Source organism: Stutzerimonas stutzeri (assembly GCF_002890895.1).
In the GTDB taxonomy this organism is placed as follows: Bacteria; Pseudomonadota; Gammaproteobacteria; order Pseudomonadales; family Pseudomonadaceae; genus Stutzerimonas; species Stutzerimonas stutzeri_AB.
Genome location: NZ_POUL01000010.1, coordinates 94465 through 118821 on the forward strand (window position 1 = coordinate 94465; position 24357 = coordinate 118821).

The 24357-nt window shown below is 57.3% G+C and carries 23 protein-coding genes; 5 read left to right on the top strand and 18 right to left on the bottom strand.

What is annotated here, in order from left to right; all coding sequences use genetic code 11:
* Positions 1-13 precede the first annotated feature (13 nt).
* The 14 genes from CXK96_RS17155 to rpmH all read right to left on the bottom strand — a co-directional run bounded on the left by CXK96_RS17155 (position 14) and on the right by rpmH (position 11568).
* On the bottom strand, positions 14-550 hold the full coding sequence (locus tag CXK96_RS17155) for a F0F1 ATP synthase subunit delta (RefSeq protein WP_102837648.1): 537 nt from the start codon (positions 548-550) through the stop codon (positions 14-16).
* Positions 551-562: 12 nt separating this feature from the next.
* Positions 563-1033 carry a F0F1 ATP synthase subunit B gene (locus CXK96_RS17160; RefSeq protein ID WP_102837649.1) on the bottom strand — a complete coding sequence of 157 codons (471 nt, stop codon included), beginning with the start codon at positions 1031-1033 and terminating at the stop codon, positions 563-565.
* Positions 1034-1126: 93 nt separating this feature from the next.
* Complete coding sequence (gene atpE / locus CXK96_RS17165) at positions 1127-1354, bottom strand: F0F1 ATP synthase subunit C (protein ID WP_102837650.1); 228 nt, start codon at positions 1352-1354, stop codon at positions 1127-1129.
* Positions 1355-1423: 69 nt separating this feature from the next.
* On the bottom strand, positions 1424-2296 hold the full coding sequence (atpB, locus tag CXK96_RS17170; RefSeq protein ID WP_102837651.1) for a F0F1 ATP synthase subunit A: 873 nt from the start codon (positions 2294-2296) through the stop codon (positions 1424-1426).
* A gap of 14 nt (positions 2297-2310) precedes the next feature.
* Positions 2311-2709 carry a F0F1 ATP synthase subunit I gene (locus CXK96_RS17175; RefSeq protein WP_178114610.1) on the bottom strand — a complete coding sequence of 133 codons (399 nt, stop codon included), beginning with the start codon at positions 2707-2709 and terminating at the stop codon, positions 2311-2313.
* 133 nt (positions 2710-2842) lie between these two features.
* The gene (locus CXK96_RS17180) at positions 2843-3715 is read right to left on the bottom strand and encodes a ParB/RepB/Spo0J family partition protein (RefSeq protein WP_102837652.1); all 873 of its coding nucleotides are present in this window, start codon (positions 3713-3715) and stop codon (positions 2843-2845) included.
* Between the two features lie 9 nt (positions 3716-3724).
* Positions 3725-4513, bottom strand: coding sequence for a ParA family protein (locus CXK96_RS17185; RefSeq protein WP_102837653.1), 789 nt, complete (start codon positions 4511-4513; stop codon positions 3725-3727).
* A gap of 18 nt (positions 4514-4531) precedes the next feature.
* Positions 4532-5173, bottom strand: a complete 642-nt coding sequence (rsmG, locus tag CXK96_RS17190; protein WP_423835194.1) for a 16S rRNA (guanine(527)-N(7))-methyltransferase RsmG — start codon at positions 5171-5173, stop codon at positions 4532-4534.
* Between the two features lie 5 nt (positions 5174-5178).
* Entirely contained in the window at positions 5179-7071 is a 1893-nt protein-coding gene (gene mnmG / locus CXK96_RS17195) for a tRNA uridine-5-carboxymethylaminomethyl(34) synthesis enzyme MnmG (protein WP_102837655.1), read from the bottom strand.
* Between the two features lie 599 nt (positions 7072-7670).
* Positions 7671-9041 (bottom strand): tRNA uridine-5-carboxymethylaminomethyl(34) synthesis GTPase MnmE, encoded by a 1371-nt coding sequence (gene mnmE, locus CXK96_RS17200; RefSeq protein ID WP_102837656.1) that lies wholly within the window; start codon positions 9039-9041, stop codon positions 7671-7673.
* A gap of 68 nt (positions 9042-9109) precedes the next feature.
* Positions 9110-10783 (bottom strand): membrane protein insertase YidC, encoded by a 1674-nt coding sequence (yidC, locus tag CXK96_RS17205; protein WP_102837657.1) that lies wholly within the window; start codon positions 10781-10783, stop codon positions 9110-9112.
* A 2-nt stretch (positions 10784-10785) separates the two neighbouring features.
* Positions 10786-11031 (bottom strand): membrane protein insertion efficiency factor YidD, encoded by a 246-nt coding sequence (yidD, locus tag CXK96_RS17210; RefSeq protein WP_102837658.1) that lies wholly within the window; start codon positions 11029-11031, stop codon positions 10786-10788.
* On the bottom strand, positions 11024-11416 hold the full coding sequence (gene rnpA, locus CXK96_RS17215; RefSeq protein WP_102837659.1) for a ribonuclease P protein component: 393 nt from the start codon (positions 11414-11416) through the stop codon (positions 11024-11026). The genes yidD and rnpA overlap by 8 nt, the downstream gene beginning before the upstream one ends.
* Positions 11417-11433: 17 nt before the next feature.
* Positions 11434-11568: a 50S ribosomal protein L34 gene (gene rpmH / locus CXK96_RS17220; protein WP_019340723.1), complete on the bottom strand. Its 135-nt coding sequence runs from the start codon at positions 11566-11568 to the stop codon at positions 11434-11436.
* A gap of 512 nt (positions 11569-12080) precedes the next feature.
* On the opposite strand from rpmH, the gene dnaA reads away from it, so the two are divergent.
* From dnaA to ahpF, 5 genes are all read left to right on the top strand, one after another.
* Entirely contained in the window at positions 12081-13541 is a 1461-nt protein-coding gene (dnaA, locus tag CXK96_RS17225) for a chromosomal replication initiator protein DnaA (RefSeq protein ID WP_102837660.1), read from the top strand.
* Positions 13542-13578: 37 nt separating this feature from the next.
* Entirely contained in the window at positions 13579-14682 is a 1104-nt protein-coding gene (gene dnaN / locus CXK96_RS17230) for a DNA polymerase III subunit beta (protein ID WP_102837661.1), read from the top strand.
* Positions 14683-14694: 12 nt separating this feature from the next.
* Entirely contained in the window at positions 14695-15807 is a 1113-nt protein-coding gene (gene recF, locus CXK96_RS17235; protein WP_102837662.1) for a DNA replication/repair protein RecF, read from the top strand.
* Positions 15804-18218 carry a DNA topoisomerase (ATP-hydrolyzing) subunit B gene (gene gyrB / locus CXK96_RS17240; protein WP_102837663.1) on the top strand — a complete coding sequence of 805 codons (2415 nt, stop codon included), beginning with the start codon at positions 15804-15806 and terminating at the stop codon, positions 18216-18218. The genes recF and gyrB overlap by 4 nt, the downstream gene beginning before the upstream one ends.
* A 216-nt stretch (positions 18219-18434) precedes the next feature.
* Positions 18435-20000, top strand: a complete 1566-nt coding sequence (gene ahpF, locus CXK96_RS17245; RefSeq protein ID WP_102837664.1) for an alkyl hydroperoxide reductase subunit F — start codon at positions 18435-18437, stop codon at positions 19998-20000.
* 68 nt (positions 20001-20068) lie between these two features.
* Here the strand turns inward: ahpF and CXK96_RS17250 are convergent, their stop codons facing one another.
* Genes CXK96_RS17250 through glyQ form a run of 4 tightly spaced genes read right to left on the bottom strand, consistent with a single transcriptional unit; the run spans position 20069 to position 24348 of the window.
* Positions 20069-20806, bottom strand: a complete 738-nt coding sequence (locus tag CXK96_RS17250; RefSeq protein WP_102837665.1) for a lysophospholipid acyltransferase family protein — start codon at positions 20804-20806, stop codon at positions 20069-20071.
* Complete coding sequence (gene gmhB, locus CXK96_RS17255; protein ID WP_102837710.1) at positions 20803-21345, bottom strand: D-glycero-beta-D-manno-heptose 1,7-bisphosphate 7-phosphatase; 543 nt, start codon at positions 21343-21345, stop codon at positions 20803-20805. The genes CXK96_RS17250 and gmhB overlap by 4 nt, the downstream gene beginning before the upstream one ends.
* 4 nt (positions 21346-21349) lie before the next feature.
* Positions 21350-23404: a glycine--tRNA ligase subunit beta gene (gene glyS, locus CXK96_RS17260; protein ID WP_102837666.1), complete on the bottom strand. Its 2055-nt coding sequence runs from the start codon at positions 23402-23404 to the stop codon at positions 21350-21352.
* Positions 23401-24348 (bottom strand): glycine--tRNA ligase subunit alpha, encoded by a 948-nt coding sequence (glyQ, locus tag CXK96_RS17265; RefSeq protein ID WP_102837667.1) that lies wholly within the window; start codon positions 24346-24348, stop codon positions 23401-23403. Before glyQ ends, glyS begins: the two co-directional genes overlap by 4 nt.
* Positions 24349-24357: the final 9 nt, after the last annotated feature.

Consider the following 24357-nt stretch of genomic DNA (forward strand, 5'->3'; position numbering starts at 1 on the left):
CACGACCCTCAAATCAGGATTTCAACGATTCGGCCAACTGGCTCAGTTTGCCGCGGACCGAACCGTCGACAACCACATCGCCGGCGCGGATAACAACGCCGCCGATCAGCGCAGGGTTCACGACCTGCTGGGGGTTGACGGTACGATCTAGCCGCTTCGACAAGGCGGCAGCCAAAGTTTGGAGTTGCACAGAGGTCAGCTCGAAGGCCGTCTGCACTTCAACGTCGAGTGTCTTTTCGGCCTCAGCCTTGAGTTCCTCGAACAGCTCCCGAATAGTCGGCAACACATCCAGACGATCGTTATCGCCCAAAGTGGAGACGAAGTTTCGGAATGCTTCATCGATGTCGCTACCGAACAGCTGAACCAATGTCTGGACCTTGCTTTCGCTGGTCAGACGCGGGTTCTTAAGCAGTTCGGTAACTTGGGGAACGTCAACAGCGACCGCAGCCAGGCTCAACATGCCCGACCAGGCATCAATCCGGCCAGCCGCGCTGGCAAACTCGAAAGCGGCCTTTGCATAGGGCCGAGCAAGCGTCTGGGTATTGATCATCGCTTGCCTCGCTTAGAGTTGGGAGGCCAGTTTTTCGACCAGATCGTTGTGTGCCTTGGCGTCCACCTGGGACTCCAGAATCTTCTCCGCACCCATGACAGCCAACACGGCTACCTGGTTACGCAGTTGCTCCTTGGCACGATTCACTTCCTGCTCGATCTCGGCGCGGGCGCCGGCTACCAGTCGCTCGCCTTCGGCGCGCGCCTGTTGCTTGGCATCCTCAACGATGGCGTTGGCTTGCTTATTGGCTTGCTCAAGAATCTGGGCAGCTTGCCCTTTGGTCTCACGGAGAGTGTTGGAAACCTTTTCCTGAGCCAACTTTAGGTCTTGCTGCGCACGGCCTGCGGCGTCCAGTCCTTCGGCGATTTTCTTCTGGCGTTCTTGCATGGCCTTGGTGATCGGCGGCCATACGTACTTCATGCAAAACCAGACGAAAATAGCGAAGGCGAACGTTTGACCGAACAGCGTCAAGTTAATGTTCACAGCGATATACCTCGTGCTATCTCGTTCGACGCGGTTGTCAATTCCACGGCAACGGGGCTCGCCATGCGAACCCCATCAGGAACCGGAAAAGTCTTAAGCAGCGACAACGAAGATGAGGTACATCGCGATACCAACACCGATCATCGGTACGGCGTCGAGCAGACCAGCCATCAGGAAGGTCTTGGTTTGCAGCTGAGGAGCCAGCTCGGGTTGGCGAGCAGTGGATTCCAGCAGCTTACCGCCCAGCAGAGCGAAGCCAATGCCAGTGCCCAGGGCACCCAGACCGATCATGAGAGAGGCGGCGATGTAGACGAGTTCCATGTAAAGCTCCTGAAGCTAAGGGTTAAGGTTTTCTTGGTAAAACGAAACGTGTTGAACCGGTTTTAACTGTTACGGCGTGAGTTCGGCATGACTGTGGTCTTCATGCGCAGAGCTCAGATACACCACGGTCAGAACCATGAAGATGAACGCCTGCAGCGGGATCACCAGGATATGGAAGATCGCCCAGGGTACATTCAGGGTCCACTGCACGTAGAACGGCAGCAGCGCGATGAGGATGAATACCACCTCACCGGCATACATGTTGCCGAACAGTCGTAGAGCCAGGCTCAACGGCTTGGTCAGCAGACCGAGGATTTCGAGGAACAGGTTGAACGGCACAAGCGACCAGTGATTGAACGGCGTGAAAGCCAGTTCTTTGGTAAAGCCACCGAAGCCCTTGACCTTGAAGCTGTAGAACAGAATCAGAATGAACACGCCAAGCGACAGACCGAAGGTTCCGTTCGGGTCCGCAGTCGGTACGATCTTGAAGTATGGCAGGCCCAACATGCTCGCTAGACCTGGAATGTAGTCGACCGGAATCCATTTCAGGCTGTTCATCAGGAACACCCAAACGAAAATCGTCAGGGCCAGCGGCGCGATCAGCGCGTTGCGACCATGGAAGGTGTCTTTCACCACGCCTTCGACAAACTCGACGCACATCTCGACGAAGTTCTGCAAACGGCCTGGGGTACCCGCAGTAGCGCCCTTGGCCGCCATGCGAAACACCAGCACGAAGATGAGTCCCATGAACAGCGACCATCCGAGTGTATCGAGATGGACGGCCATGAAGCCCATGTCACGCGCTTCCACGCCCGAATGAGCAATGGTCCAGGTAGCCTGGTCGACGACCGAGCCGTCTGCGCGTACGTAACCTTCCGGCAGTTTTCCGTAGGTCAGATTCTGCAGGTGATGCTGGATGTATTCCGCCGGGGTACTCGCCATAAACGCCTCAGTGCTCAATGCTTCGGATTATTTTTCATCAGCAGGAGGGCGCTCGCTCCGGCGCCCAGAACCATCAGGTAACCGACGAACAACGCCCCCGGTTGCAGCGGTTTCACTCCTACAAACACCAGCGCAAACAGCGCTGCTGCCAGAATCTGCTTACCCATTTCTCCAGCCCACAGGGACTGAACAATGGCTGTGGTCGAGCGCGCGCCAAAATAGCGAAACGCCTTAAACGCAAAGTACAGGTTGGCCACTAATGCAATCAGGCCACCCAACAATCCCGAATAGCCGGCAACCATACCAAAAAACAAACCGCATGCTACGCCTGCGCCTAACGCAACGAACGCCTGTACGGCTAACACACGTACTACAGGCAACCGATGGAGAGGTGTCTTGTTGCGTATATTCACCGTGCATCCATCGAAAAGATCGTTAGCTGTTCAGCTCGACCGCGGTCAAAAAAGCGCCGCGAGTATAGGAGCAGCCCATCCTGCGTTCAACCTTCAGGTAGCACTTTCTGACCGGCACTACATAAACTTTGTATCAGCGAATGTGCGCAAGTACGCCCTGCAACTCATCCAGCGAACTGTAACGGATTACCAGCTGCCCTTTGCCCTTCTCACCGTGCTTGATTTGCACCGGTGAGCCCAGACGTTCAGCCAGGCGCTGTTCAAGACGGACGATATCGGGATCGCTTTTTGGCTCGGTTTTGGTGCTTTCCGGCTTGCTCAGCCATTGCCTTACCAGCGCTTCGGTCTGGCGTACGGTCAGACCGCGTGCGACAACATGCCGCGCGCCTTCAACCTGCTGATCGGCAGGCAGTCCAAGCAAAGCCCGGGCATGGCCCATTTCCAGATCGCCATGCGAGAGAAGCGTCTTGATCTCCTCCGGCAGTGCAATCAGACGCAGCAGGTTGCTAATGGTCACACGGGATTTACCCACCGCGTCCGCGACCTGCTGCTGTGTCAGCTGGAACTCCTGCTGCAGTCGCTGAAGCGCAACGGCTTCCTCGATAGGGCTGAGGTCCTCGCGCTGAATGTTCTCGATCAGTGCCATGGCGATGGCTGCTTCGTCGGAGACTTCCCGAACCATGGCAGGTATTTTGTCCAGGCCAGCCTGCTGACTCGCACGCCAGCGCCGTTCTCCAGCGATAATTTCGTAGCGGCCAGAGCCAATCGAGCGAACCACGATGGGTTGCATCACACCCTGGGTACGGATCGAGTTCGCCAGTTCGTCGAGGGTGACCGGGTCGATGTCGCGGCGAGGCTGATACTTGCCCCGCTGGATAACGTCGAGCGGCAACTGTTGCAGCTCATGCACATCAGCTTGAGCAGCATCCTCTTGTATGGCCGCCACATTGGCGCCGCCGAGCAGGGCATCCAGCCCCCGTCCTAGGCCTCGTTTTTTGGTCGCCATGAAGTTTCCTTATGCGGTTGCGCTGCGGGCGGCTCGACGCTGACGGCGCGACAACTCGCCCGCCAGAGCCAGGTAAGCCAAGGCGCCCTTGGATTGCTTGTCATAGACCAGCGCCGGCATGCCATGGCTGGGGGCTTCTGCCAGGCGTACATTGCGTGGAATCACGGTGTCATAGAGCTTCTCACCGAAGTGCGCTTTCAGCTGCTCAGTGACATCGTTGGTCAGGCTGCTGCGCGGGTCATACATGGTGCGGAGCAAACCCTCGATCTTCAACGATGGGTTCAGCGCCTGACCAATACGTTGAATCGAATTGACCAGATCTGACAGGCCTTCGAGCGCGTAGTACTCGCATTGCATGGGAATGATCACGCCATCGGCGGCCGTCAGCGCGTTGATCGTCAGCATCGAGAGCGAGGGTGGGCAATCGATGAGGATGTAGTCGTAATTCTCGCGCACCGGGGCCAGCGCTTCGCGCAAGCGGTTCTCTTTGGCCGGGAGATTCAGCAAGGCAACTTCAGCAGCCGTCAGGTCGCGGTTGGCTGGTAACAGCTGATAACCGCCGTGCTCTGAGAACTGCATGGCATCGACCAAGCTGCACTCACCAATCAGCACGTCGTAAATCGAAAATTCCAACGCCAACTTATCCACACCGCTGCCGGTGGTGGCGTTGCCTTGTGGATCAAGATCGATCAGCAGCACGCGACGACGCGTTGCAACGAGCGAAGCCGCCAGGTTGATGCAAGTGGTGGTCTTGGCGACACCGCCTTTCTGATTGGCGATGGCAAATACTTTAGCCATGGTCAGCGTCTGTCCGGGTCATGAAGTGCGCCGCAGTATCAGCAGATGGCGTTGCCCTTGGCAACCTGGAACCTTGAGTACTACACAGCTCTGCAGCTGGAAGTCCGTCGGAAGCGCCTGCAGCTCATTGTCCGGTTGCACGCCTTTCATGGCGAGCCAGCGGGAATCTTTATCGCCGAGATGGCGAGTCCAGTTGGCAAAATCCTCTAGGGAGCTGAACGCCCGCGAGGTGATATCAGTGAACGGCTGCGGCGGTCTGAACTGCTCGACGCGGCTGTGGACAACATCGACATTGGCGAGTTTCAACTCCAGCTTCACCTGGGTGAGAAAGCGGGTCTTCTTGCCGTTGGAGTCAAGCAGGGTGAAGTTGCGCTCGGGAAACATGATCGCCAGAGGAATTCCAGGCATACCGCCCCCACTTCCGACATCGAGCCAGCGGGCGCCGCCCTGTTCGGCGTGCGGCACAGCGCTCAGGCTGTCGAGCAGGTGGCGAGAGACCATCTCGGCCGGGTCGCGCACTGCGGTGAGGTTGTAAGCTTTGTTCCACTTGTTCAGCAGTGCCAGATAAGCCATTAGCTGCTGTTGCTGAGCGCTGCTCAGGTCGAGCCCCAGCTGAAACGCCCCTAGTCTGAGCTCATCGGCATGATCAACCAGTTCCATAGCCATCAAGCGCTCTGCTCCAGCTTTTGCCCAGCGCTGCGCTTTTTCAGATGAATCATGAGTAGCGACACCGCTGCCGGCGTGACGCCAGGAATCCGAGAGGCTTGCCCAAGGGTTTCAGGCCGTGCCTGCGAAAGCTTGTGCTGGATCTCTTTGGAAAGTCCGGAAATACCTGAGTAATCCAGCTCAGCTGGCAGCGCGATGGATTCGCTGGCCCGTAAGCGGAGAATCTCCTCCTGCTGGCGGTCGATGTAGCCGGCGTACTTGGTCTTGATCTCAACCTGTTCGGCGACTTGAGGATCTTCGGATCCGCCGCCGGTGAGCTGCATGAGGCCCCGATAATCGATTTCCGGCCGCGCCAAGAGGTTCAGCAGGTTGTACTCATGGGTAAGCGGGGTCCCGAATCGCTCGGCAATCGCATCGCCCTGCTCGGTTCCCGGGCGAACCCAGGTGCCCTTCAACCGTTGTTCTTCCTGCACGATACTCTCGCGCTTGCGTTCGAATGCAGCCCAACGCACGTGGTCGACCAAGCCCAACTCGCGGCCTTTTTCGGTCAATCGCAAATCAGCGTTGTCCTCACGCAGAATCAGCCGATATTCGGCGCGCGAGGTGAACATCCGATACGGCTCCTGCGTCCCGAGCGTGATCAGGTCATCGACCAGCACGCCGAGATACGCTTCGTCCCGACGAGGACACCAGCTGTCCAACCCTTTGGCGCGCAGCGCAGCGTTGGCACCAGCGAGTAGCCCCTGGGCTCCCGCCTCTTCGTAACCGGTAGTGCCGTTGATCTGCCCGGCGAAAAACAGCCCACCAATCACTTTGGTTTCCAGGCTGTATTTCAAATCACGTGGATCGAAATAGTCGTATTCGATGGCGTAGCCGGGCCGCACGATGTGCGCCTGCTCCATGCCACGAATGCTTTGAACGATCTGCAACTGCACGTCAAAAGGCAACGACGTCGATATACCGTTTGGGTAGAGCTCATGGGTCGTCAGGCCTTCCGGCTCGATAAAGACCTGATGGCTGTCCTTGTCGGCAAAACGATGAATCTTGTCCTCAATCGACGGGCAGTAGCGCGGGCCGACACCCTCGATAAGGCCAGAATACATCGGTGATCGATCAAGGTTGGCGGCGATGATTTCGTGAGTGCGGGCGTTGGTGTGCGTGATCCAGCAACTCACCTGCCGCGGATGCTGCGCTGCCTCACCCAGAAACGACATGGGAGGAATCGGCGTATCGCCTGGTTGCTCGGTCATTACTGAAAAATCGACGCTGCGGCCATCGATTCGAGGAGGCGTTCCGGTCTTCAGACGGCCAACCCGCAGGGGTAGCTCGCGTAAACGTTTGGCCAACGCTATCGATGGGGGATCGCCGGCCCTACCACCAGAGTAATTCTGCAAACCAATGTGGATAAGTCCACCAAGGAAGGTGCCGGTTGTGAGGACAACCGATTCAGCTAGGAAGCGCAGTCCCATCTGGGTAACGACACCCTTGACCTGATCGGACTCAACAATCAGGTCGTCGGCTGCCTGTTGAAATATCCACAGGTTCGGCTGGTTTTCCAACCCTTCACGGACAGCAGCCTTGTACAACACCCTATCAGCCTGAGCGCGCGTCGCCCGTACGGCTGGCCCTTTGCGGCTGTTGAGCACCCGGAATTGAATGCCGCTCAGGTCGGTTGCAGTTGCCATGACGCCACCGAGAGCATCGATTTCCTTCACCAAATGACTCTTGCCGATGCCACCAATGGCTGGATTGCAGCTCATCTGTCCCAGCGTTTCGACATTGTGGGTCAGCAAGAGTGTTTTTACGCCGATTCGAGCGGCTGCGAGGGCAGCTTCGGTACCGGCATGGCCGCCGCCGATAACGATGACGTCAAAACGGGAAGGGAAATCCACCACGCACCTCGTGCCTGTTTGGTTGAGTCTCAGGAAGCTCGCCAGTATAGGCACTAGGAGAGCGCGAAAGAAGGCCTCTGAACAAAAAATGATCAGCTGCAGCGCTCTGGCTCAAGAGAAGGCCTTAATAGATAAAAAAGAGAAATGATTTAAAGCTTATTTTTATGTTTATAAATACGCAGCGCATATCTGTGGATAGAACGCTGAAACGCTTATTTAACGCTGGTTGCAGCCGGAAGAAACGCTGTGTTCAGGAGCCGTACAAGCGGTGGAAGCCCGGTTAACACCCTGTGTATGGAATAAGACCTTATCCACAGCCGCTTGCAGAAGTCGCTTTGCGCACTGCTTATTGACCGAGCTTAGGCAGGGTTTTCCACAGAGCTTAAGCGTCCTCTCTTTATGCAAAACTGCCGGGCACGCTGCGCTGAAAACAACAAAATGGCAGGCATGGAGGATAATTTAGGCGAGCAGGTGGACAGGCCCTCCAACTGAAGGGCTGATGTCGAACTGGAATGCTGGGGTGGCTGTGGGAGGTCGCCCCCTCAGGAACGGATAGCGTTCAGGAAAGGTTTGAACGCCACAGCGTGGCTAGAGACCGACTATTTGCCGATGCAGAAGCTGGAGAAGATTCGGCCAAGCAGATCGTCGGAACTGAATGCCCCGGTGATCTCGCCAAGTGCCTGCTGTGCTTGACGAAGGTCTTCAGCCAGGAGCTCACCTGCGCCTGCCAGCGTTAACTGAGCATGACCATGGTCAAGGTGCTCGGCAGCCTTGCGCAGCGCGTCCAGGTGCCTGCGTCTTGCGCTAAATGCGCTCTCCGCTGTTTGGTCATAGCCCATACAGTGCTTGAGATGCCCTCGGAGCAATTCAAGCCCCTCACCTGAACGGGCCGACAGGCTGAGCGTGGTATGTCCATCTGGGGCGACTGAGATACTGACGGCGTCACCCGTAATGTCGGCCTTATTGCGAATCACCGTGGTCTTCGCTGGGTCTGGTCTGGTCAGCAGCAGACCCGGCCACAGGACATCATCATCATCAGCAACAGACGCCGCACTCGCATCGACCACCAGCAATACACGGTCGGCGTCCTCTATGGCTTTGATGGCCCGATCCACGCCGATTCGTTCCACCTGGTCCTTCGTATCACGCAGCCCGGCTGTATCGACGATGTGCAAGGGCATTCCATCAATCTGGATATGCTCCTTGAGCAGATCTCTCGTGGTCCCGGCAATGTCGGTCACGATTGCCGCCTCACGCCCTGCCAGAGCATTGAGCAGGCTCGATTTGCCGGCGTTGGGTCGGCCTGCAATGACCACGTTCATGCCCTCACGCAGCAATGCGCCCTGCCCTGCCTCACGGAGGACTGTGGATAACTCTGCGCGAAGCTGCTCCAGCAACCCGAGCACTCGGCCGTCGGCGAGGAAATCGATTTCCTCCTCCGGAAAATCGATCGCCGCTTCGACGTAGATGCGCAGCTGCACCAGGCTTTCGGTCAAGTGATGCACGCGCCGGGAGAAATCACCCTGAAGGGAGCGTACGGCATTGCGCGCTGCTTGCGCCGAGCTCGCTTCGATAAGGTCCGCGATCGCCTCTGCCTGGGCCAGGTCCAGCTTGTCGTTGAGGAACGCTCGCTCGCTGAACTCACCGGGGCGAGCAGGCCGGATGCCGAGCTCTATGCAACGCTGCAACAACATGTCCATCACGACGGGGCCGCCATGACCTTGAAGTTCCAGAACATCTTCGCCGGTAAACGAGTGGGGGCCGGGGAAGAACAGCATCAATCCCTCATCGATCACTTCACCATCATCGGCATGGAAGGGGCCGTAGTGGGCATGTCTTGGAACCGGCTCGCGACCGCTAAGCGTGATCGCGACGGCTTTGGCTCGCGGGCCGGAAACGCGCACTACGCCGATCCCACCACGACCCGGTGCAGTGGCGACGGCAGCGATGGTTTCGCGATCTTGGCTCATCAAAACTCTCCCAGGTATCGATAATGCAAAACGCCCCAATTAAGGAGCGTTCTGTTCACTTCGACGGATCAGGTTGCGCTGGCAGTCTGTCCGGTGATCTTGCGGGTAATGTACCACTGCTGCGCGATCGACAAGCAGTTGTTAACGACCCAGTACAGCACCAGGCCTGCCGGGAACCAGAGGAAGAAGAAGGTAAAGATAATTGGCAGCAGCTTCATCACCTTGGCTTGCATAGGGTCCGGTGGCGTAGGGTTCAATTGCTGCTGAATAAACATGGTCAGGCCCATGATGATCGGCAGAATGAAGAAAGGGTCTTTGATCGACAGGTCTGTGATCCAGAACATCCAGGGCGCCTGGCGCATTTCGACGCTCTCCAGCAGAACCCAGTACAACGCGAGGAAGACGGGCATCTGCACCAGGATCGGCAGACAGCCTCCGAGTGGATTGATCTTCTCTTTCTTGTACAGCTCCATCATCGCCTGAGACATCTTCTGGCGGTCGTCGCCGAACTGCTCTTTGAGCGCCTGCATTTTCGGCGAAACCGCACGCATGCGGGCCATCGACCTGTAACTTGCAGCCGAGAGCGGGAAGAACGCCAATTTGATCACGATAGTCAGCGCGATGATCGACCAGCCCCAATTACCCAGCAGTGCATGGATATTCTGAAGTAGCCAGAATATCGGCTGGGCGATGAACCAGAGAATGCCGTAATCAACGGTCAGACGGAGGCCGGGTGACAGCTCTTCCAGCTGGTCCTGACTTTTCGGACCGGCATACAGGGTAGCGTAGGTCTCACCCTGACTGCCCGGTGCAACCGAAACAGCGGGACCGGTGAAACCGATGATGTAGTTGCCCTGGCTGTCCTTGCGTGTCTGTACCAGATTGGTCTGGTCAGGCGCTGGAATCCACGCGGTCACAAAGTAGTGCTGCAACCATGCTATCCAGCCACCTTCGACGGTCTTCTTCAGACTCTTGTCGTCCATGTCCCCCATGGAAACCTTGGTGTAGGGCTCGTCTTTGGTCCAGAGCGCCGCGCCCAGGTAGGTTGCTGTGCCAGTTGCGGTACTCGAGGACGGATCCTTGCTGTCATCACGTTTCAGCTGACCGAACATATGACCGGTCCACGCTTGATCGCTTTGGTTGTCGATCAGATAGCGCACGCCAAGATCGTAGTCGCCTCGTTTGAAGGTAAAGCGCTTGGTGTAGTTGACGCCGTCTTCGCTGTATTGCAGATCAACGACCAGCTGGTCCTGATTCTCACCCAATTGGTATTGCTGTTGCTCGCTGCTGTATAGCGGACGACCAGTTGCTTTGTCCGGACCGTCCCCAATCAAGCCGCTCTGGGCTTCATAGGTCCTCTCGCCGCTACGTTCGAACAACTGGAACGGCACGTCTGGACGATCTTGCCGACGAGGAAACTCTGGCAAGCGCAGGTCGACAATGTCGCCACCGCGGGGATCGATCGCGACGTCCAGTACGTCAGTGCGTACGTGGATCAATTCAGAACTGGCCTGACCGTCGGCTACCGCGTTGGCCGACGGTTCAGTACTTACGGCAGGGATATCCCCCTGCGCATTCACATCACTGTTGGTCGGGACAGCGGGAAGCTGCGCAGCCGAAGACTGCTCCTGGCGTGTTTCGTCAGGGATAGCGGTCTGACCGTAGTCCTGGTTCCACTGCAAAACCATCAGGTAAGCAACGACTGCCAGGGCGACAAGCAGGATCGAGCGTTTGATATCCATGGTTACTCGGTCATCGAAGATGAATTGGAGGGGGTGTTGGAAGGCACGGGATCATAGCCGCCCGGATTCCATGGATGGCAACGGCCAAGCCTGCATAGGCTCAGCCAGCCACCGCGCAGCAAGCCATGAGTTTCAATGGCCTCTTGTGCGTAGCAGGAGCAACTTGGGTAGAAGCGACAGTGGCTGGCCATCATCGGACTGATGGCGTACCGGTAGAATTTGATGGGGACGAGTGCGAGCTTACGCATCAGCGGCGTTGCTCTGGACCTGCTTGGTATCCGGCGCCGGCGTACGAGCCAAGCGTCGCCAGAGTTTGGCAAACTGCTTTGCCAGTTCTGGATTATCCAGTTCCGCGAGGCCCTTGCGTGCGATGACCACGATGTCCCACCCCGTCAACTCCATCTGGTGGAGACGAAAGGTTTCACGCAGTTGCCGCTTGATGCGATTGCGCTCTACCGAGAGCTTGACGCTCTTCTTGCCAATTACCAATCCGATTCGCGGGTGTGGCAACTGATTTTCGCGCACCAGTAGCAGGACATTCCTGCCCGGTAACTTACCGTCGGGGGAGTCGAAGACAGCCTTGAACTGGCTCGGGGTCAGCAGACGCTTTTCCCGACCGAAGTCTCGACTCACTACCTGTTCCGACGTCTTCAGACTGCCAGACGCTTACGACCTTTGGCGCGACGACGCGACAGGACGGCACGACCGTTTTTGGTGGCCATACGGGCACGAAAACCGTGGGTGCGAGCGCGCTTGAGGGTGCTGGGTTGGAAAGTGCGTTTCATGATGCGTTACCTGGTGATTCGTTGCGGGCCGGAATGGCCCCCTTTTAAGAGACCGGCGATTGTAGAGAAGCCGCGCGGTGAGGTCAATTTCCAACCAGCGCCATTCATTCAGAAATTAATAGATAGAGAAAGAAGATAAAGCTCTTCTTAATGCAGTGCTTATAGATGGGGGAGCCATTTTCTGTGGACAGGTGCCTGTAGCCCACGCAGCGCAAGGCGTACAGCGCTCTTAAACCTTCTGTGGAAACGGTGCGTTTGCAGTGCAAAGCCACTGCGTTTCCTGTGGATGGAAGCAGAACTTATACACAGGCCCGAACCACCGCTAGCTGTACACAGGCTTTTCCAATGGGCTGGAGCATGGTTATCAACAAACCTTAGGAGGCTGGTTTCAATGATCACCAAGCATGGTTGATCGTCTGCTTCCTATATAACTGCCCTTGGACTGTGGATAACTGATGGGCTCAGGGCTACAATAAGCTCCGTTTTGAGCGTTGCAGCGTCTAGGAGAGTCCGTGTCGGTGGAACTTTGGCAGCAGTGTATTGACCTCTTGAGAGATGAGCTGCCGGCCCAGCAATTCAACACTTGGATTCGTCCGCTTCAGATTGAAGCTGATGGAGATGAGTTGCGGGTCTATGCCCCGAACCGGTTTGTGCTCGATTGGGTTAACGAGAAGTATCTTTCGCGCTTGATGGAGCTGCTGTCGGAACGTGCCACTGGAGCCGTGCCTTCACTCTCTCTGCTGATAGGCAGCCGGCGAGTGGCTTCTTCACGACCAGCTGTCGGCTCCGTTCCTCGTTCTCAGGCGCAGGTTGGCGCACCTGCCGCCGCTGCGCCGCCGCCTGCATCGTTCAACGAGCCGACCCCATCTGCCGAACCAATGGCAGTGCCTGCGCCTAGCGCACCTTCGCGGCCCGCGGAACGCAACGTTCAGGTCGAGGGTGGGCTCAAGCACACCAGTTATCTCAACCGCACGTTCACCTTTGAGAATTTTGTTGAAGGTAAGTCCAACCAACTGGCACGGGCAGCTGCCTGGCAGGTGGCCGACAATCCCAAGCATGGCTACAACCCGTTGTTTCTGTATGGCGGCGTAGGACTTGGCAAGACGCACTTGATGCACGCGGTTGGCAATCATCTGCTGAAGAAGAACCCTAACGCCAAGGTGGTCTATCTGCATTCCGAGCGGTTCGTTGCGGATATGGTCAAGGCTCTGCAGCTCAACGCGATCAATGAGTTCAAGCGCTTCTATCGATCGGTGGATGCGTTGTTGATTGACGACATCCAGTTCTTCGCCAAGAAAGAACGGTCGCAGGAAGAGTTTTTCCACACGTTCAACGCCTTGCTTGAAGGTGGCCAGCAGGTGATCCTCACCAGTGACCGTTACCCGAAAGAAATTGACGGGCTCGAAGAGCGCTTGAAGTCCCGCTTCGGCTGGGGGCTGACTGTGGCCGTCGAGCCGCCGGAGCTTGAGACCCGTGTGGCGATCCTGATGAAGAAGGCTGATCAGGCCAACGTCGAGCTTCCACATGATGCTGCGTTTTTCATTGCGCAGCGCATTCGTTCGAATGTTCGCGAACTGGAAGGAGCATTGAAACGTGTAATCGCCCATGCTCATTTCATGGGGCGTGACATTACCATCGAGCTGATTCGCGAGTCGTTGAAAGACCTGCTTGCACTGCAAGACAAGCTGGTAAGTGTTGATAACATTCAGCGCACCGTCGCTGAATACTACAAGATCAAGATATCGGATCTCCTCTCGAAACGACGCTCGCGTTCGGTCGCGAGGCCTCGGCAGGTCGCGATGGCATTGTCCAAAGAGCTCACCAATCACAGCTTGCCGGAAATCGGCGACGCCTTCGGTGGGCGCGATCACACGACGGTGCTACACGCTTGTCGTAAGATTGCCGAACTTCGTGAATTGGATGCGGATATTCGCGAAGATTACAAGAATTTGCTGCGCACTTTGACAACCTGAACAGACTGCGGCCATTTAATAGGCAAGGGACCAGACCATGCATTTCACTATTCAGCGCGAAGCCTTGTTGAAACCTCTGCAGCTGGTGGCCGGCGTCGTCGAGCGTCGACAGACCCTGCCGGTGTTGTCGAACGTCTTGCTGGTGGTCCAGGACCATCAGCTTTCGCTTACCGGCACTGATCTTGAAGTCGAGTTGGTTGGTCGTGTCGCCTTGGAGGATGCATCCGAGCCAGGCGAGATCACGGTGCCCGCGCGCAAACTGATGGATATCTGCAAAAGCTTGCAGCCTGATGCGCTTATCGATATCCGGCTGGATGATCAGAAGATTGTTATTAAATCCGGGCGCAGCCGCTTTTCGCTTTCAACCTTGCCAGCCAATGATTTTCCCACTGTAGAGGAAGGGCCTGGCTCGCTGAACTTCAGCGTTAACCAAGGCAAGATGCGCCGTCTAATCGAGCGCAGCAGCTTCGCCATGGCACAGCAGGATGTGCGTTACTACCTGAACGGTATGCTGATCGAGGTTTCAAGTGGAATGCTGCGCGCGGTCGCAACTGACGGACATCGTTTGGCCATGTGCTCCATGCAAGCTGGCATCGAACAGCCCGACCGACATCAAGTGATCGTTCCGCGTAAGGGCATCCTCGAGTTGGCCAGGCTTCTTACAGATCAGGACGGTGATGTCAGTATCGTCCTGGGCCAACATCACATTCGGGCTACCACAGGTGAATTTACTTTTACCTCCAAGCTTGTTGATGGGAAATTCCCTGACTATGAGCGTGTGCTCCCCCGCGGCGGTGACAAGTTGGTGGTGGGTGAACGCCAGACCCTGCGCGAAGCGTTCAGCCGTACGGCCATTCTTTCCAACGAGAAATACCGTGGTATCCGGCTGCAGCTGGAATCTGGTCTGTTGAAAATACAGGCGAACAACCCCGAGCAGGAAGAAGCTGAAGAAGAAGTCGCAGTGGACTATACCGGTGGGGCTTTGGAAATCGGTTTCAACGTCAGCTATCTGCTCGATGTGCTTAGTGTCATGACGACTGATCAGGTCCGGTTGATTCTTTCCGATGCGAACAGCAGTGCTCTGGTTCAGGAGTACGACAACGACGACTCGGCCTACGTTGTTATGCCGATGCGCCTGTAACCCATTCATTGGATGTCACTTAGCCGCATCTCCGTCACCGGCATTCGCAATCTGCAGCCGGTGACGCTAAACCCCTCCCCTCGTGTCAATATTCTCTACGGTGATAACGGTAGCGGGAAAACCAGTCTCCTCGAGGCGATTCATCTTCTTGGAATGGCCCGTTCTTTCCGCAGTACACGTCTAACACCTGTCATTAGTCATGAGCATTCCAGCTGCACGGTTTTTGGACAGGTCGAAATGGCTGATGGTCAGTCGAGCGCCCTGGGAATCTCCCGAGATCGCAGCGGTGAAGCGCGCATCCGGATTAATGGGCAGACCGTTCGAAGCGCAGCGGAATTGGCTGAAGCCTTACCGTTGCAGCTGATCAATCCGGACAGTTTCCGCTTGCTTGAGGGTGCCCCCAAGCTCCGTCGCCAGTTTTTAGATTGGGGCGTGTTTCACGTGGAACCCCGCTTTATTCAGGCCTGGCAGCGTCTCCAGCAGGCTCTGAGGCAACGTAACTCGTGGCTGCGACATGGTACACTTGACCCCGCTTCTCAGGTGGCCTGGAGCCGCGAATTAAGCGCCGCGAGCGATGAAATCGATGGATACAGACGGGCTTATATTCAGGCGCTGAAGCCGATTTTCGAGGCCACTCTGGCGGCGCTTTTGGACCTCGAGGGTTTTCAGCTCAGCTACTACCGTGGCTGGGACAAAGGACGTTCTCTGAGTGAAGTGCTTGCGGCTTCAATCGAGCGAGACAGGCTCATGGGACACACTCAGGCGGGTCCCCAGCGGGCTGACCTTCGATTGCGAATTGCTAACCACAATGCCGCGGAGACCCTATCCCGCGGCCAGCAGAAGCTGGTGGTGTGCGCGTTGCGGATTGCTCAAGGTCATCTGGTAAGCGAAGCCAAGCGCGGCCAGTGTATCTACCTGGTCGACGACCTACCGTCCGAACTGGACGATCAGCACCGGCTTGCGTTGTGCAGGTTGCTTGAACAGTTGAATTGCCAGGTATTTATCACCTGTGTTGATTCGAACATATTGCGAGAAGGCTGGCGTTGCGACACGCCAGTCTCAATGTTTCACGTGGAACATGGAGCGATAGCCCAGGACCACGGCCCCTCGGGAGTGAAGGCATGAGCGAAAACCACACGTACGATTCGTCCAGTATTAAGGTGCTCAAGGGCCTTGATGCCGTACGTAAGCGCCCCGGCATGTATATCGGCGACACGGACGATGGAACTGGTCTGCACCATATGGTCTTTGAAGTCGTCGACAACTCGATCGATGAGGCTTTGGCAGGTCACTGCAGCGATATTTCGATCACTATCCATGTCGATGAATCGATCAGCGTTCGCGATAATGGTCGTGGCATTCCGGTAGACATTCACGAAGAAGGCGTGTCTGCAGCGGAGGTCATCATGACTGTTCTGCACGCAGGCGGTAAGTTCGACGACAACTCCTACAAAGTTTCCGGCGGCCTTCACGGTGTGGGTGTTTCGGTAGTGAACGCCCTGTCCGAGGAGCTCATCCTGACAATTCGCCGGGAAGGTAAGGTTTGGGAACAAACCTACCGCCACGGTGTACCGCAAGCCCCGCTCGCCGCAGTCGGAGAAACCGAAGATTCGGGGACTGAAATCCACTTCAAGCCCTCGGCTGAAACCTTTCAGAATATTCACTTCAGCTGGGATATTCTCGCCAAACGGCTGCGTGAGCTGTCATTCCTGAATTCCGGTGTCGGAATCATCCTGCGCGACGAGCGCAACGCCAAGGAAGAGTTGTTCAAGTACGAAGGTGGGCTCAGTGCCTTCGTGGCCTATCTCAATACCAACAAGACGCCGGTCAATGAAGTGTTTCACTTCAATGTACAGCGTGACGATGGTGTCGGTGTCGAAGTAGCGCTGCAGTGGAATGACAGCTTCAATGAAAACCTACTGTGCTTCACCAATAACATCCCTCAGCGCGACGGTGGAACGCATCTGGCCGGCTTTAGATCGGCGTTAACGCGCAACCTGAACAATTACATTGAACAGGAAGGTTTGGCCAAGAAGCACAAGGTTGCTACGACAGGTGACGATGCGCGCGAAGGATTGACCGCGATCATTTCGGTCAAGGTGCCGGACCCGAAGTTCAGCTCGCAGACCAAGGACAAGCTGGTTTCGTCCGAAGTAAAGACCGCCGTAGAACAGGAGATGGGTAAGCACTTCGGAGATTTTCTACTCGAGCATCCCAACGAGGCGAAGGCCGTAGTTGGCAAGATGATCGATGCTGCGCGAGCACGTGAAGCAGCACGCAAAGCGCGCGAGATGACTCGACGCAAGGGTGCCTTGGACATCGCGGGCCTCCCCGGCAAGCTAGCCGACTGCCAGGAAAAGGACCCTGCCCTTTCCGAACTTTACATCGTGGAGGGTGACTCCGCGGGCGGTTCTGCCAAGCAGGGCCGCAACCGCAGGACCCAGGCCATCCTGCCGCTCAAGGGCAAGATCCTCAACGTCGAGAAAGCTCGTTTCGACAAGATGATTTCATCGCAGGAAGTGGGCACCCTGATCACCGCGCTCGGCTGTGGTATCGGTCGCGATGAGTACAACATCGACAAGTTGCGCTACCACAACATCATCATCATGACCGATGCCGACGTTGACGGTTCTCACATCCGGACGTTGCTACTGACGTTCTTCTTCCGCCAGCTGCCCGAGCTGATTGAACGTGGTTACGTCTATATCGCGCAGCCGCCGCTCTACAAGGTCAAGCGCGGTAAGCAGGAACAGTACATCAAAGACGACGAGGCGATGGACGAATACCTGACCCAGTCGGCTCTGGAAGACGCCAGCCTGCACGTCAACGAGCACGCGCCCGGCTTGTCCGGTGAGGCGCTAGAGCGTCTGGTCAACGACTACCGTACCGTGATGAAAACGCTTCAACGTCTATCGCGTCTGTACCCACAGGAGCTGACAGAGCATTTTATCTATCTGCCCAGGGTGACTGTCGAGCAGTTGGGTGATCACGCAGCGATGCAGGCCTGGCTAGAGCCCTACGCTGCGCTGCTGAAAGGCGTCGAACGATCTGGCCTGGCATACAAGGCAAGCCTGCGCGAAGACAAGGAGCGCAATCTGTGGCTTCCGGAAGTCGAGATCATTTCGCACGGGTTGGCGAGCTATATCACCTTCAACCGCGATTTCTTCGGCAGTAACGACTACAAGACAGTCACAGTGCTGGGTGACAAGCTGAACAGCCTTCTCGAAGAAGGAGCCTATGTTCAGCGTGGTGAGCGCAAAAAGCCGGTTGCCACCTTTAAGCAAGCTCTTGATTGGCTGATGACCGAAGGTACGCGACGTCACAGCGTTCAGCGATACAAGGGGCTGGGTGAAATGAACCCTGATCAGCTGTGGGAAACCACGATGGATCCGGCAGTACGTCGGATGCTCAAGGTCACGATTGAGGATGCCATTGGTGCAGACCAGATCTTCAACACCCTCATGGGGGATGCTGTAGAACCCCGACGTGACTTCATTGAGTCGAACGCACTGGCTGTCTCCAATCTGGACTTCTGATAGAAGAAGAGATAGTCGTCAGTAAGCGATAGCAAGAAACCCGGCCTAGGCCGGGTTTTTTGTTTCACGTGGAACATCTCCATTTGGATCATATAGTTTCATTTAATCGTGCTGCTGCGTTTAATCAATTTTCCGAACTCCTCTCCAGCTCTTAAGCTAGGTCCATCTAAATTCAACCGCTTCCTTTAATAAGCCTATGAGTAAGGGGTAATCGACATGCTCGACAGCAACCTAAAATCGCAACTAAAAACCTATATGGAAAAGGCCACCCAGCCGTTCGAGATCGTTGCGTCCCTCGGTGACGGCGCCAAGTCCCAGGAAATGCTTAGCCTGCTGGAAGACATCACTAGCTTGAGCGACAAGATCACCCTGCGTACCGACGGTGACGACGTTCGCCGGCCATCATTTGCGCTCAACCGAATCGGTGGCGACATCAGCCTGCGTTTCGCCGGCATTCCCATGGGCCACGAGTTCACGTCCTTGGTACTGGCCCTGCTCCAGGTAGGCGGTCACCCGTCCAAGACCGCGCCTGACGTCATCGAGCAGATCAAGAACCTCGACGGCGAATACAACTTCGAAACCTATTTCTCGCTGTCCTGCCAGAATTGCCCCGACGTGGTTCAGGCACTGAACCTGATGGCTGTGCTCAACCCGAATATCCGTCACGTCGCCATCGACGGTGCGTTGTTCCAGGAAGAAGTCACGATCCGCCAGGTGATGTCGGTGCCGAGCATCTACCTCAACGGCGAGCTGTTCGGTCAGGGCCGCATGGGTGAAGAGGAAATCGTCGCCAAGCTCGACACCGGCGCCTCGGCGCGTGATGCCGAGAAACTCAGCGCTAAGGACGCCTTCGACGTGCTCGTGGTCGGCGGTGGCCCGGCCGGCGCTGCAGCGGCCATCTACGCGGCGCGTAAGGGTATCCGTACCGGTGTTGCCGCCGAGCGCTTCGGCGGTCAGGTGCTGGACACCATGGCCATCGAGAACTTCATCTCGGTCAACGAAACCGAAGGACCGAAACTGGCCCGTGCACTGGAAAACCACGTACGCGAATACGACGTCGACATCATGAACCTGCAGCGTGCGGCGCAGTTGATCCCCGCTTCAAGCGAAGGCGGTCTGCACGAGATCAAGCTCGAAAATGGTGGCTCGCTGAAAGCCAAGACTCTGATCCTGGCGACCGGTGCGCGCTGGCGCGAAATGAACGTTCCAGGCGAGCAGGAATACCGTGGCCGTGGCGTGGCCTACTGTCCGCACTGCGACGGCCCGCTGTTCAAGGGCAAACGCGTCGCGGTGATTGGCGGCGGTAACTCGGGCGTGGAAGCGGCGATCGACCTGGCGGGTATCGTCGCTCAGGTCACCTTGCTCGAGTTCGACAGCCAGCTGCGTGCCGATGCGGTGCTGCAGAAGAAGCTGCACAGCCTGCCCAACGTCACCGTGATCACCAGTGCGCTGACCAGTCAAGTCATCGGCGACGGCAAGAAGGTTATCGGCCTGACCTACAAGGACCGCAACTCCAGTGAATTCCATGAGCTGGAACTGGAAGGTATCTTCGTGCAGATCGGCCTGTTGCCCAACTCTGATTGGCTGAAAGGTACGGTAGAGCTGACCTCACGCGGCGAGATCATCGTCGATGCGCGTGGCGAGACCTCGCTGCCGGGCATCTTCGCGGCAGGTGATGTCACCACGGTGCCATACAAGCAGATCGTCATCGCCGTTGGCGAAGGCGCGAAAGCCTCGCTGAGTGCCTTCGATCATCTGATTCGCAGCTCGGTCGAAGACTGAACGTTGGGGTAAAAAAAGGGGAGCAGACATCAGTCTGCTCCCCTTTTGTATTGCCCTATTTTTTTAGGTCAAACGTTGCGTTCCAATTCCGCCACGGTCGAATTGATCCAGTCTTCGGCGCGCTGGTTGAGCTCAGCTGCAGCCCGGGGACCTTCGCTCTCGGCATGCATAGCAGGACCTATGACCACCTGAATGACCCCAGGTCGCTTGCCCCAACCGGACTTGGGCCAGAACGTACCGGCATTGTGCGCGACAGGCAAAATCGGAAGCTTGGCGTTGACTGCCAGCGCCGCACCGCTGCGCGAGAACTTGCCGACTTGGCCAACGGGAACGCGAGTACCTTCTGGAAAGATCAACACCCAGGCACCCTGCTCGAGCCGTTCCAGTCCCTGCTTGGCGACCTGACGTAACGCCTCCTTGGGATTCTCACGGTCTATCGCAATGGGTTTGAGCAGCCGGATTGCCCATCCAAAGAACGGCACGTTGAGCAGTTCGCGCTTGAGCACCTGACTCAATGGTTCGAAGTAAGCCGAAAGGAAAAACGTTTCCCAGGTGCTCTGGTGCTTGGACAGAATCACGCAGGGCTTCTCCGGCACGTTTTCCGCACCGCTCACCTCATAACGCAGACCGATAACGGTCTTGGCTAACCAGACGGCGCTGCGGCACCAGGTCTGGACCACGAACCGGTAGCGTGTGCGGAATGACATGAAGGGTGCGAACACCAGGCTGACCAAACACCAGGCAAACGCCGTGAATGACAGCAACAGGTAGAACAGGACGATGCGAATCGGCAGCAAGGCGCTCATCGTTTCGCTCCCAACAGATGATCGACCACGGCAGCCAGGTCATCGAACACTTGGGTGCCAGGTGGCAGCGTACCGTCTGAAGCTTTCAAGCCTTTTCCGGTGCGAACCAGATAAGGCAGGCCGCCAAGACGCATGCCAGCAACCAGATCGCGTTGACTGTCACCTACCACCGGAACGCCCTTGAGATCGTCCAGATGGAAGTGTTCTGCGATCTGCTGGAACAAGCCGGGCAGCGGTTTGCGGCAATCACAACCATCGTCGGGACCATGCGGACAGTGCACGATCAAGTCGATGCGACCACCCTCTTCCATTGCTAGCTGCTGCATATTGAAATGCATGTCGCCGAGCGTAGTGGCGTCAAACAGACCTCGGGCAAGGCCGGACTGGTTGGTGGCGACTGCCACTGTCCAGCCGGCCTTGCACAACCTTGCGATCGCCTGGATCGAGCCTGGAATCGGAATCCATTCATCCAGACTCTTTACATAGGCGTCAGAGTCCTCGTTGATCACGCCGTCGCGATCCAGCACGATCAGCTTCACCGGCTTAGCCAAGTGCGGAAATATCGGCAACGCCAAGGAACAATCCTCTCAACCGGGCAAGCAAGGCATAGCGGTTGGCGCGGACCGAAGCGTCTTCGGCGTTGACCAATACCGCCTCAAAGAAGGCATCCACCGGGCCGCGCAGGTGCGCCAGACGCTCAAGCGCCTCGCGATACTGTCGATCCGCAGCCAGAGGCTGCACGGCTTGCTCGGCCTGCTGCAGCGCAGAATACAAAGAGAACTCGGTAGCGCTGTCGAAGTAACGTGGCTCGACGGTGGCTGGCAGCTTCGCCTCGAACTTGCTCAACAGATTCGAGACACGCTTGTTCGCTGCAGCCAAGGCCTCGGCCTCCGGCAGATTGCGGAACGCCTGTACGGCTTGCACGCGCTGATCGAAGTCGAGGGCCGAGCCCGGCTGAACGGCACGAACCGCCAGATAGGATGCCACCTCGACGCCTTCATCCTCATACCGTGCACGCAGGCGATCAAAGATGAATTCGAGAACCTGATCGGCCAGGCCCTCGGTTTTGACTTGGCCAGCGAACTGACTGATGGAAAAGCGCACCGCGGCGACCAGATCAAGATCCAGACGCTTCTCGATCAGGATGCGCAGGATGCCCAAGGCCGCGCGGCGAAGTGCGTAGGGATCCTTGCTGCCTGTGGGAAGCATGCCGATGCCAAAGATGCCCACCAGGGTGTCGAGCTTGTCGGCCACAGCCAAGATGGCGCCTGTATGGGTGCTGGGTAACTCTGCACCGGCACCGCGGGGCATGTACTGCTCATTCAGTGCCAAGGCGACGTCGGTGGGTTCACCATCGTTGACAGCGTAGTAGTAACCCGCGATGCCCTGCATTTCGGGAAACTCGGCCACCATTTCGGTAGCCAGGTCGCATTTGCTCAACAGGCCCGCGCGTGCTGCCCACTGCGCATTGCCTTCAGTGCGTTCGGCGATAAATGCGGACAGCTTGGAGACGCGCACCGCTTTGTCGTACACGGTCCCGAGTTGAGCTTGGAAGACCACGTTTTTCAGGCGTTCGTTGAAGCTGTCGAGCGCTTGTTTCTTGTCCTGCTTGAAGAAGAACTCGGCGTCGGTGAGGCGCGGGCGCACCACCTTCTCGTTACCTGCAACGATCTGAGCAGGATCCTTGGATTCAACGTTCGCAACCGTGATGAAGCGCGGAAGCAGCTTGCCGTTGGCGTCCAGCAGACAGAAATACTTCTGGTTGTCCTGCATGGTGGTGATCAAGGCTTCCTGCGGCACCTCCAGGAAGCGTTCTTCAAAGGAACACACCAGCGGCACAGGCCACTCGACCAGTGCCGTCACCTCGTCCAGCAGCGCTGGTGGCACGATGGCGCGGCCGCTCTGCTCGCTGGCCAGCTGCTCGACCCGCTTGGCGATCAGCTCGCGACGCTCAGCAAAATCGGCGATGACGTAAGCGCCGCGCAGGTCTTCCAGATAGCTCGCTGGCTTGGAAATGCGGACCGGGTTCGGGCTGTGAAAGCGATGCCCGCGAGATTCGCGACCGGCGCGTTGCGTAAGGATAGTGCAATCGATGACCTGATCACCGAACAGCATGACCAGCCACTGCGTTGGCCGGACGAACTCTTCCCTAAGCGAGGCCCAGCGCATGCGCTTGGGGATCGGCAACTCATTGAGTGATGTTTCGACGATAGCCGGAAGCAGCTCAGAGGTTGCCTGGCCGGGTATCGAACGGCTGTATCTTAGTTTCGGGCCGCTGCGGTCGATTTCTGCCAGATCAACACCACACTTGCGAGCGAAGCCCAAGGCCGCCTGGGTCGGCTCGCCTTCGGCGTCGAAGGCCGCCTGCAGAGGCGGCCCATCGAGGTTGGTGCTGCGGTCAGGCTGTTCGGTGTCGAGCTGCTCGATCAATACCGCCAGACGCCGAGGTGCGGCGAAGGCCTGCACCCGACCATGCTTGAGGCCGGCGTCCTTCAAGCCCTTCTCGATGCCTGCGCGGAACGCGTCGGACAGTTTGCCCAGGGCCTTGGGCGGCAGCTCTTCGGTGCCGAGCTCGACCAGGAAATCCAGTGCACTCATTCTGCTGCCTCCAACTTGGCCAGTACTTCGTCACGCAGGTCCGGGGTGGCCATGGGAAAGCCGAGTTTGGCGCGCGCCTGCAAATAGCTCTGCGCGACCGAGCGAGCCAGCGCCCGCACACGCAGGATGTACTGCTGCCGTGCGGTGACCGAGATAGCCCGGCGCGCATCCAGCAGGTTGAAGGTGTGCGAGGCCTTAAGCACCATTTCATAGGTGGGCAACGGCAGCTCCAGTTCGATCAACCGGTTGGCTTCCGATTCGTAGAAGTCGAAGAGTTCGAACAGCTTTTCCACATTGGCGTGTTCGAAGTTGTAGGTGGACTGCTCCACCTCGTTCTGGTGGAACACATCACCGTAGGTGACGGTGCCAAATGGGCCATCCGTCCAGATCAGGTCGTAGACCGAGTCAACGCCTTGCAGGTACATGGCCAGTCGCTCGAGGCCATAGGTAATTTCGCCGGTCACCGGATAGCACTCGATGCCGCCCACTTGCTGGAAGTAGGTGAACTGAGTGACTTCCATGCCGTTGAGCCATATCTCCCAGCCCAGACCCCAGGCGCCCAATGTCGGGGATTCCCAGTTGTCTTCGACGAAGCGGATATCGTGGACCAGCGGGTCGACCCCGATGGCCTTGAGCGAACCGAGGTACAACTCCTGGAAGTTCTCCGGGTTGGGCTTGAGGACCACCTGGAACTGGTAGTAATGCTGCAGGCGGTTCGGGTTTTCGCCATAGCGGCCGTCGGTGGGCCGGCGCGAAGGCTGCACATAGGCTGCGTTCCAGGTCTCGGGACCGATCGCGCGCAGGAAGGTGGCGGTATGAAAGGTACCGGCGCCGACTTCCATGTCATAGGGTTGCAGAACGACACACCCCTGCTCTGCCCAGTAGTTTTGCAGGGCAAGGATCAGGTCTTGGAAGGTGCGCACGGCAGGCGTAGGCTGAGTCAAAATTTCACC

Coding starts and splice junctions, on each gene's coding strand:
- atpB (WP_102837651.1), bottom strand. CDS start 2,296: ATGGCGAGTACCCCGGCGGAATACATCCAGCATCACCTGCAGAATCTG.
- glyS (WP_102837666.1), bottom strand. CDS start 23,404: ATGAGTGCACTGGATTTCCTGGTCGAGCTCGGCACCGAAGAGCTGCCG.
- rpmH (WP_019340723.1), bottom strand. CDS start 11,568: ATGAAACGCACTTTCCAACCCAGCACCCTCAAGCGCGCTCGCACCCAC.
- ahpF (WP_102837664.1), top strand. CDS start 18,435: ATGCTCGACAGCAACCTAAAATCGCAACTAAAAACCTATATGGAAAAG.
- dnaN (WP_102837661.1), top strand. CDS start 13,579: ATGCATTTCACTATTCAGCGCGAAGCCTTGTTGAAACCTCTGCAGCTG.
- rsmG (WP_423835194.1), bottom strand. CDS start 5,173: ATGGAACTGGTTGATCATGCCGATGAGCTCAGACTAGGGGCGTTTCAG.
- recF (WP_102837662.1), top strand. CDS start 14,695: ATGTCACTTAGCCGCATCTCCGTCACCGGCATTCGCAATCTGCAGCCG.
- CXK96_RS17180 (WP_102837652.1), bottom strand. CDS start 3,715: ATGGCGACCAAAAAACGAGGCCTAGGACGGGGGCTGGATGCCCTGCTC.
- atpE (WP_102837650.1), bottom strand. CDS start 1,354: ATGGAACTCGTCTACATCGCCGCCTCTCTCATGATCGGTCTGGGTGCC.
- yidC (WP_102837657.1), bottom strand. CDS start 10,783: ATGGATATCAAACGCTCGATCCTGCTTGTCGCCCTGGCAGTCGTTGCT.
- CXK96_RS17250 (WP_102837665.1), bottom strand. CDS start 20,806: ATGAGCGCCTTGCTGCCGATTCGCATCGTCCTGTTCTACCTGTTGCTG.
- mnmE (WP_102837656.1), bottom strand. CDS start 9,041: ATGAGCCAAGATCGCGAAACCATCGCTGCCGTCGCCACTGCACCGGGT.
- CXK96_RS17185 (WP_102837653.1), bottom strand. CDS start 4,513: ATGGCTAAAGTATTTGCCATCGCCAATCAGAAAGGCGGTGTCGCCAAG.
- CXK96_RS17155 (WP_102837648.1), bottom strand. CDS start 550: ATGATCAATACCCAGACGCTTGCTCGGCCCTATGCAAAGGCCGCTTTC.
- yidD (WP_102837658.1), bottom strand. CDS start 11,031: ATGCGTAAGCTCGCACTCGTCCCCATCAAATTCTACCGGTACGCCATC.
- gyrB (WP_102837663.1), top strand. CDS start 15,804: ATGAGCGAAAACCACACGTACGATTCGTCCAGTATTAAGGTGCTCAAG.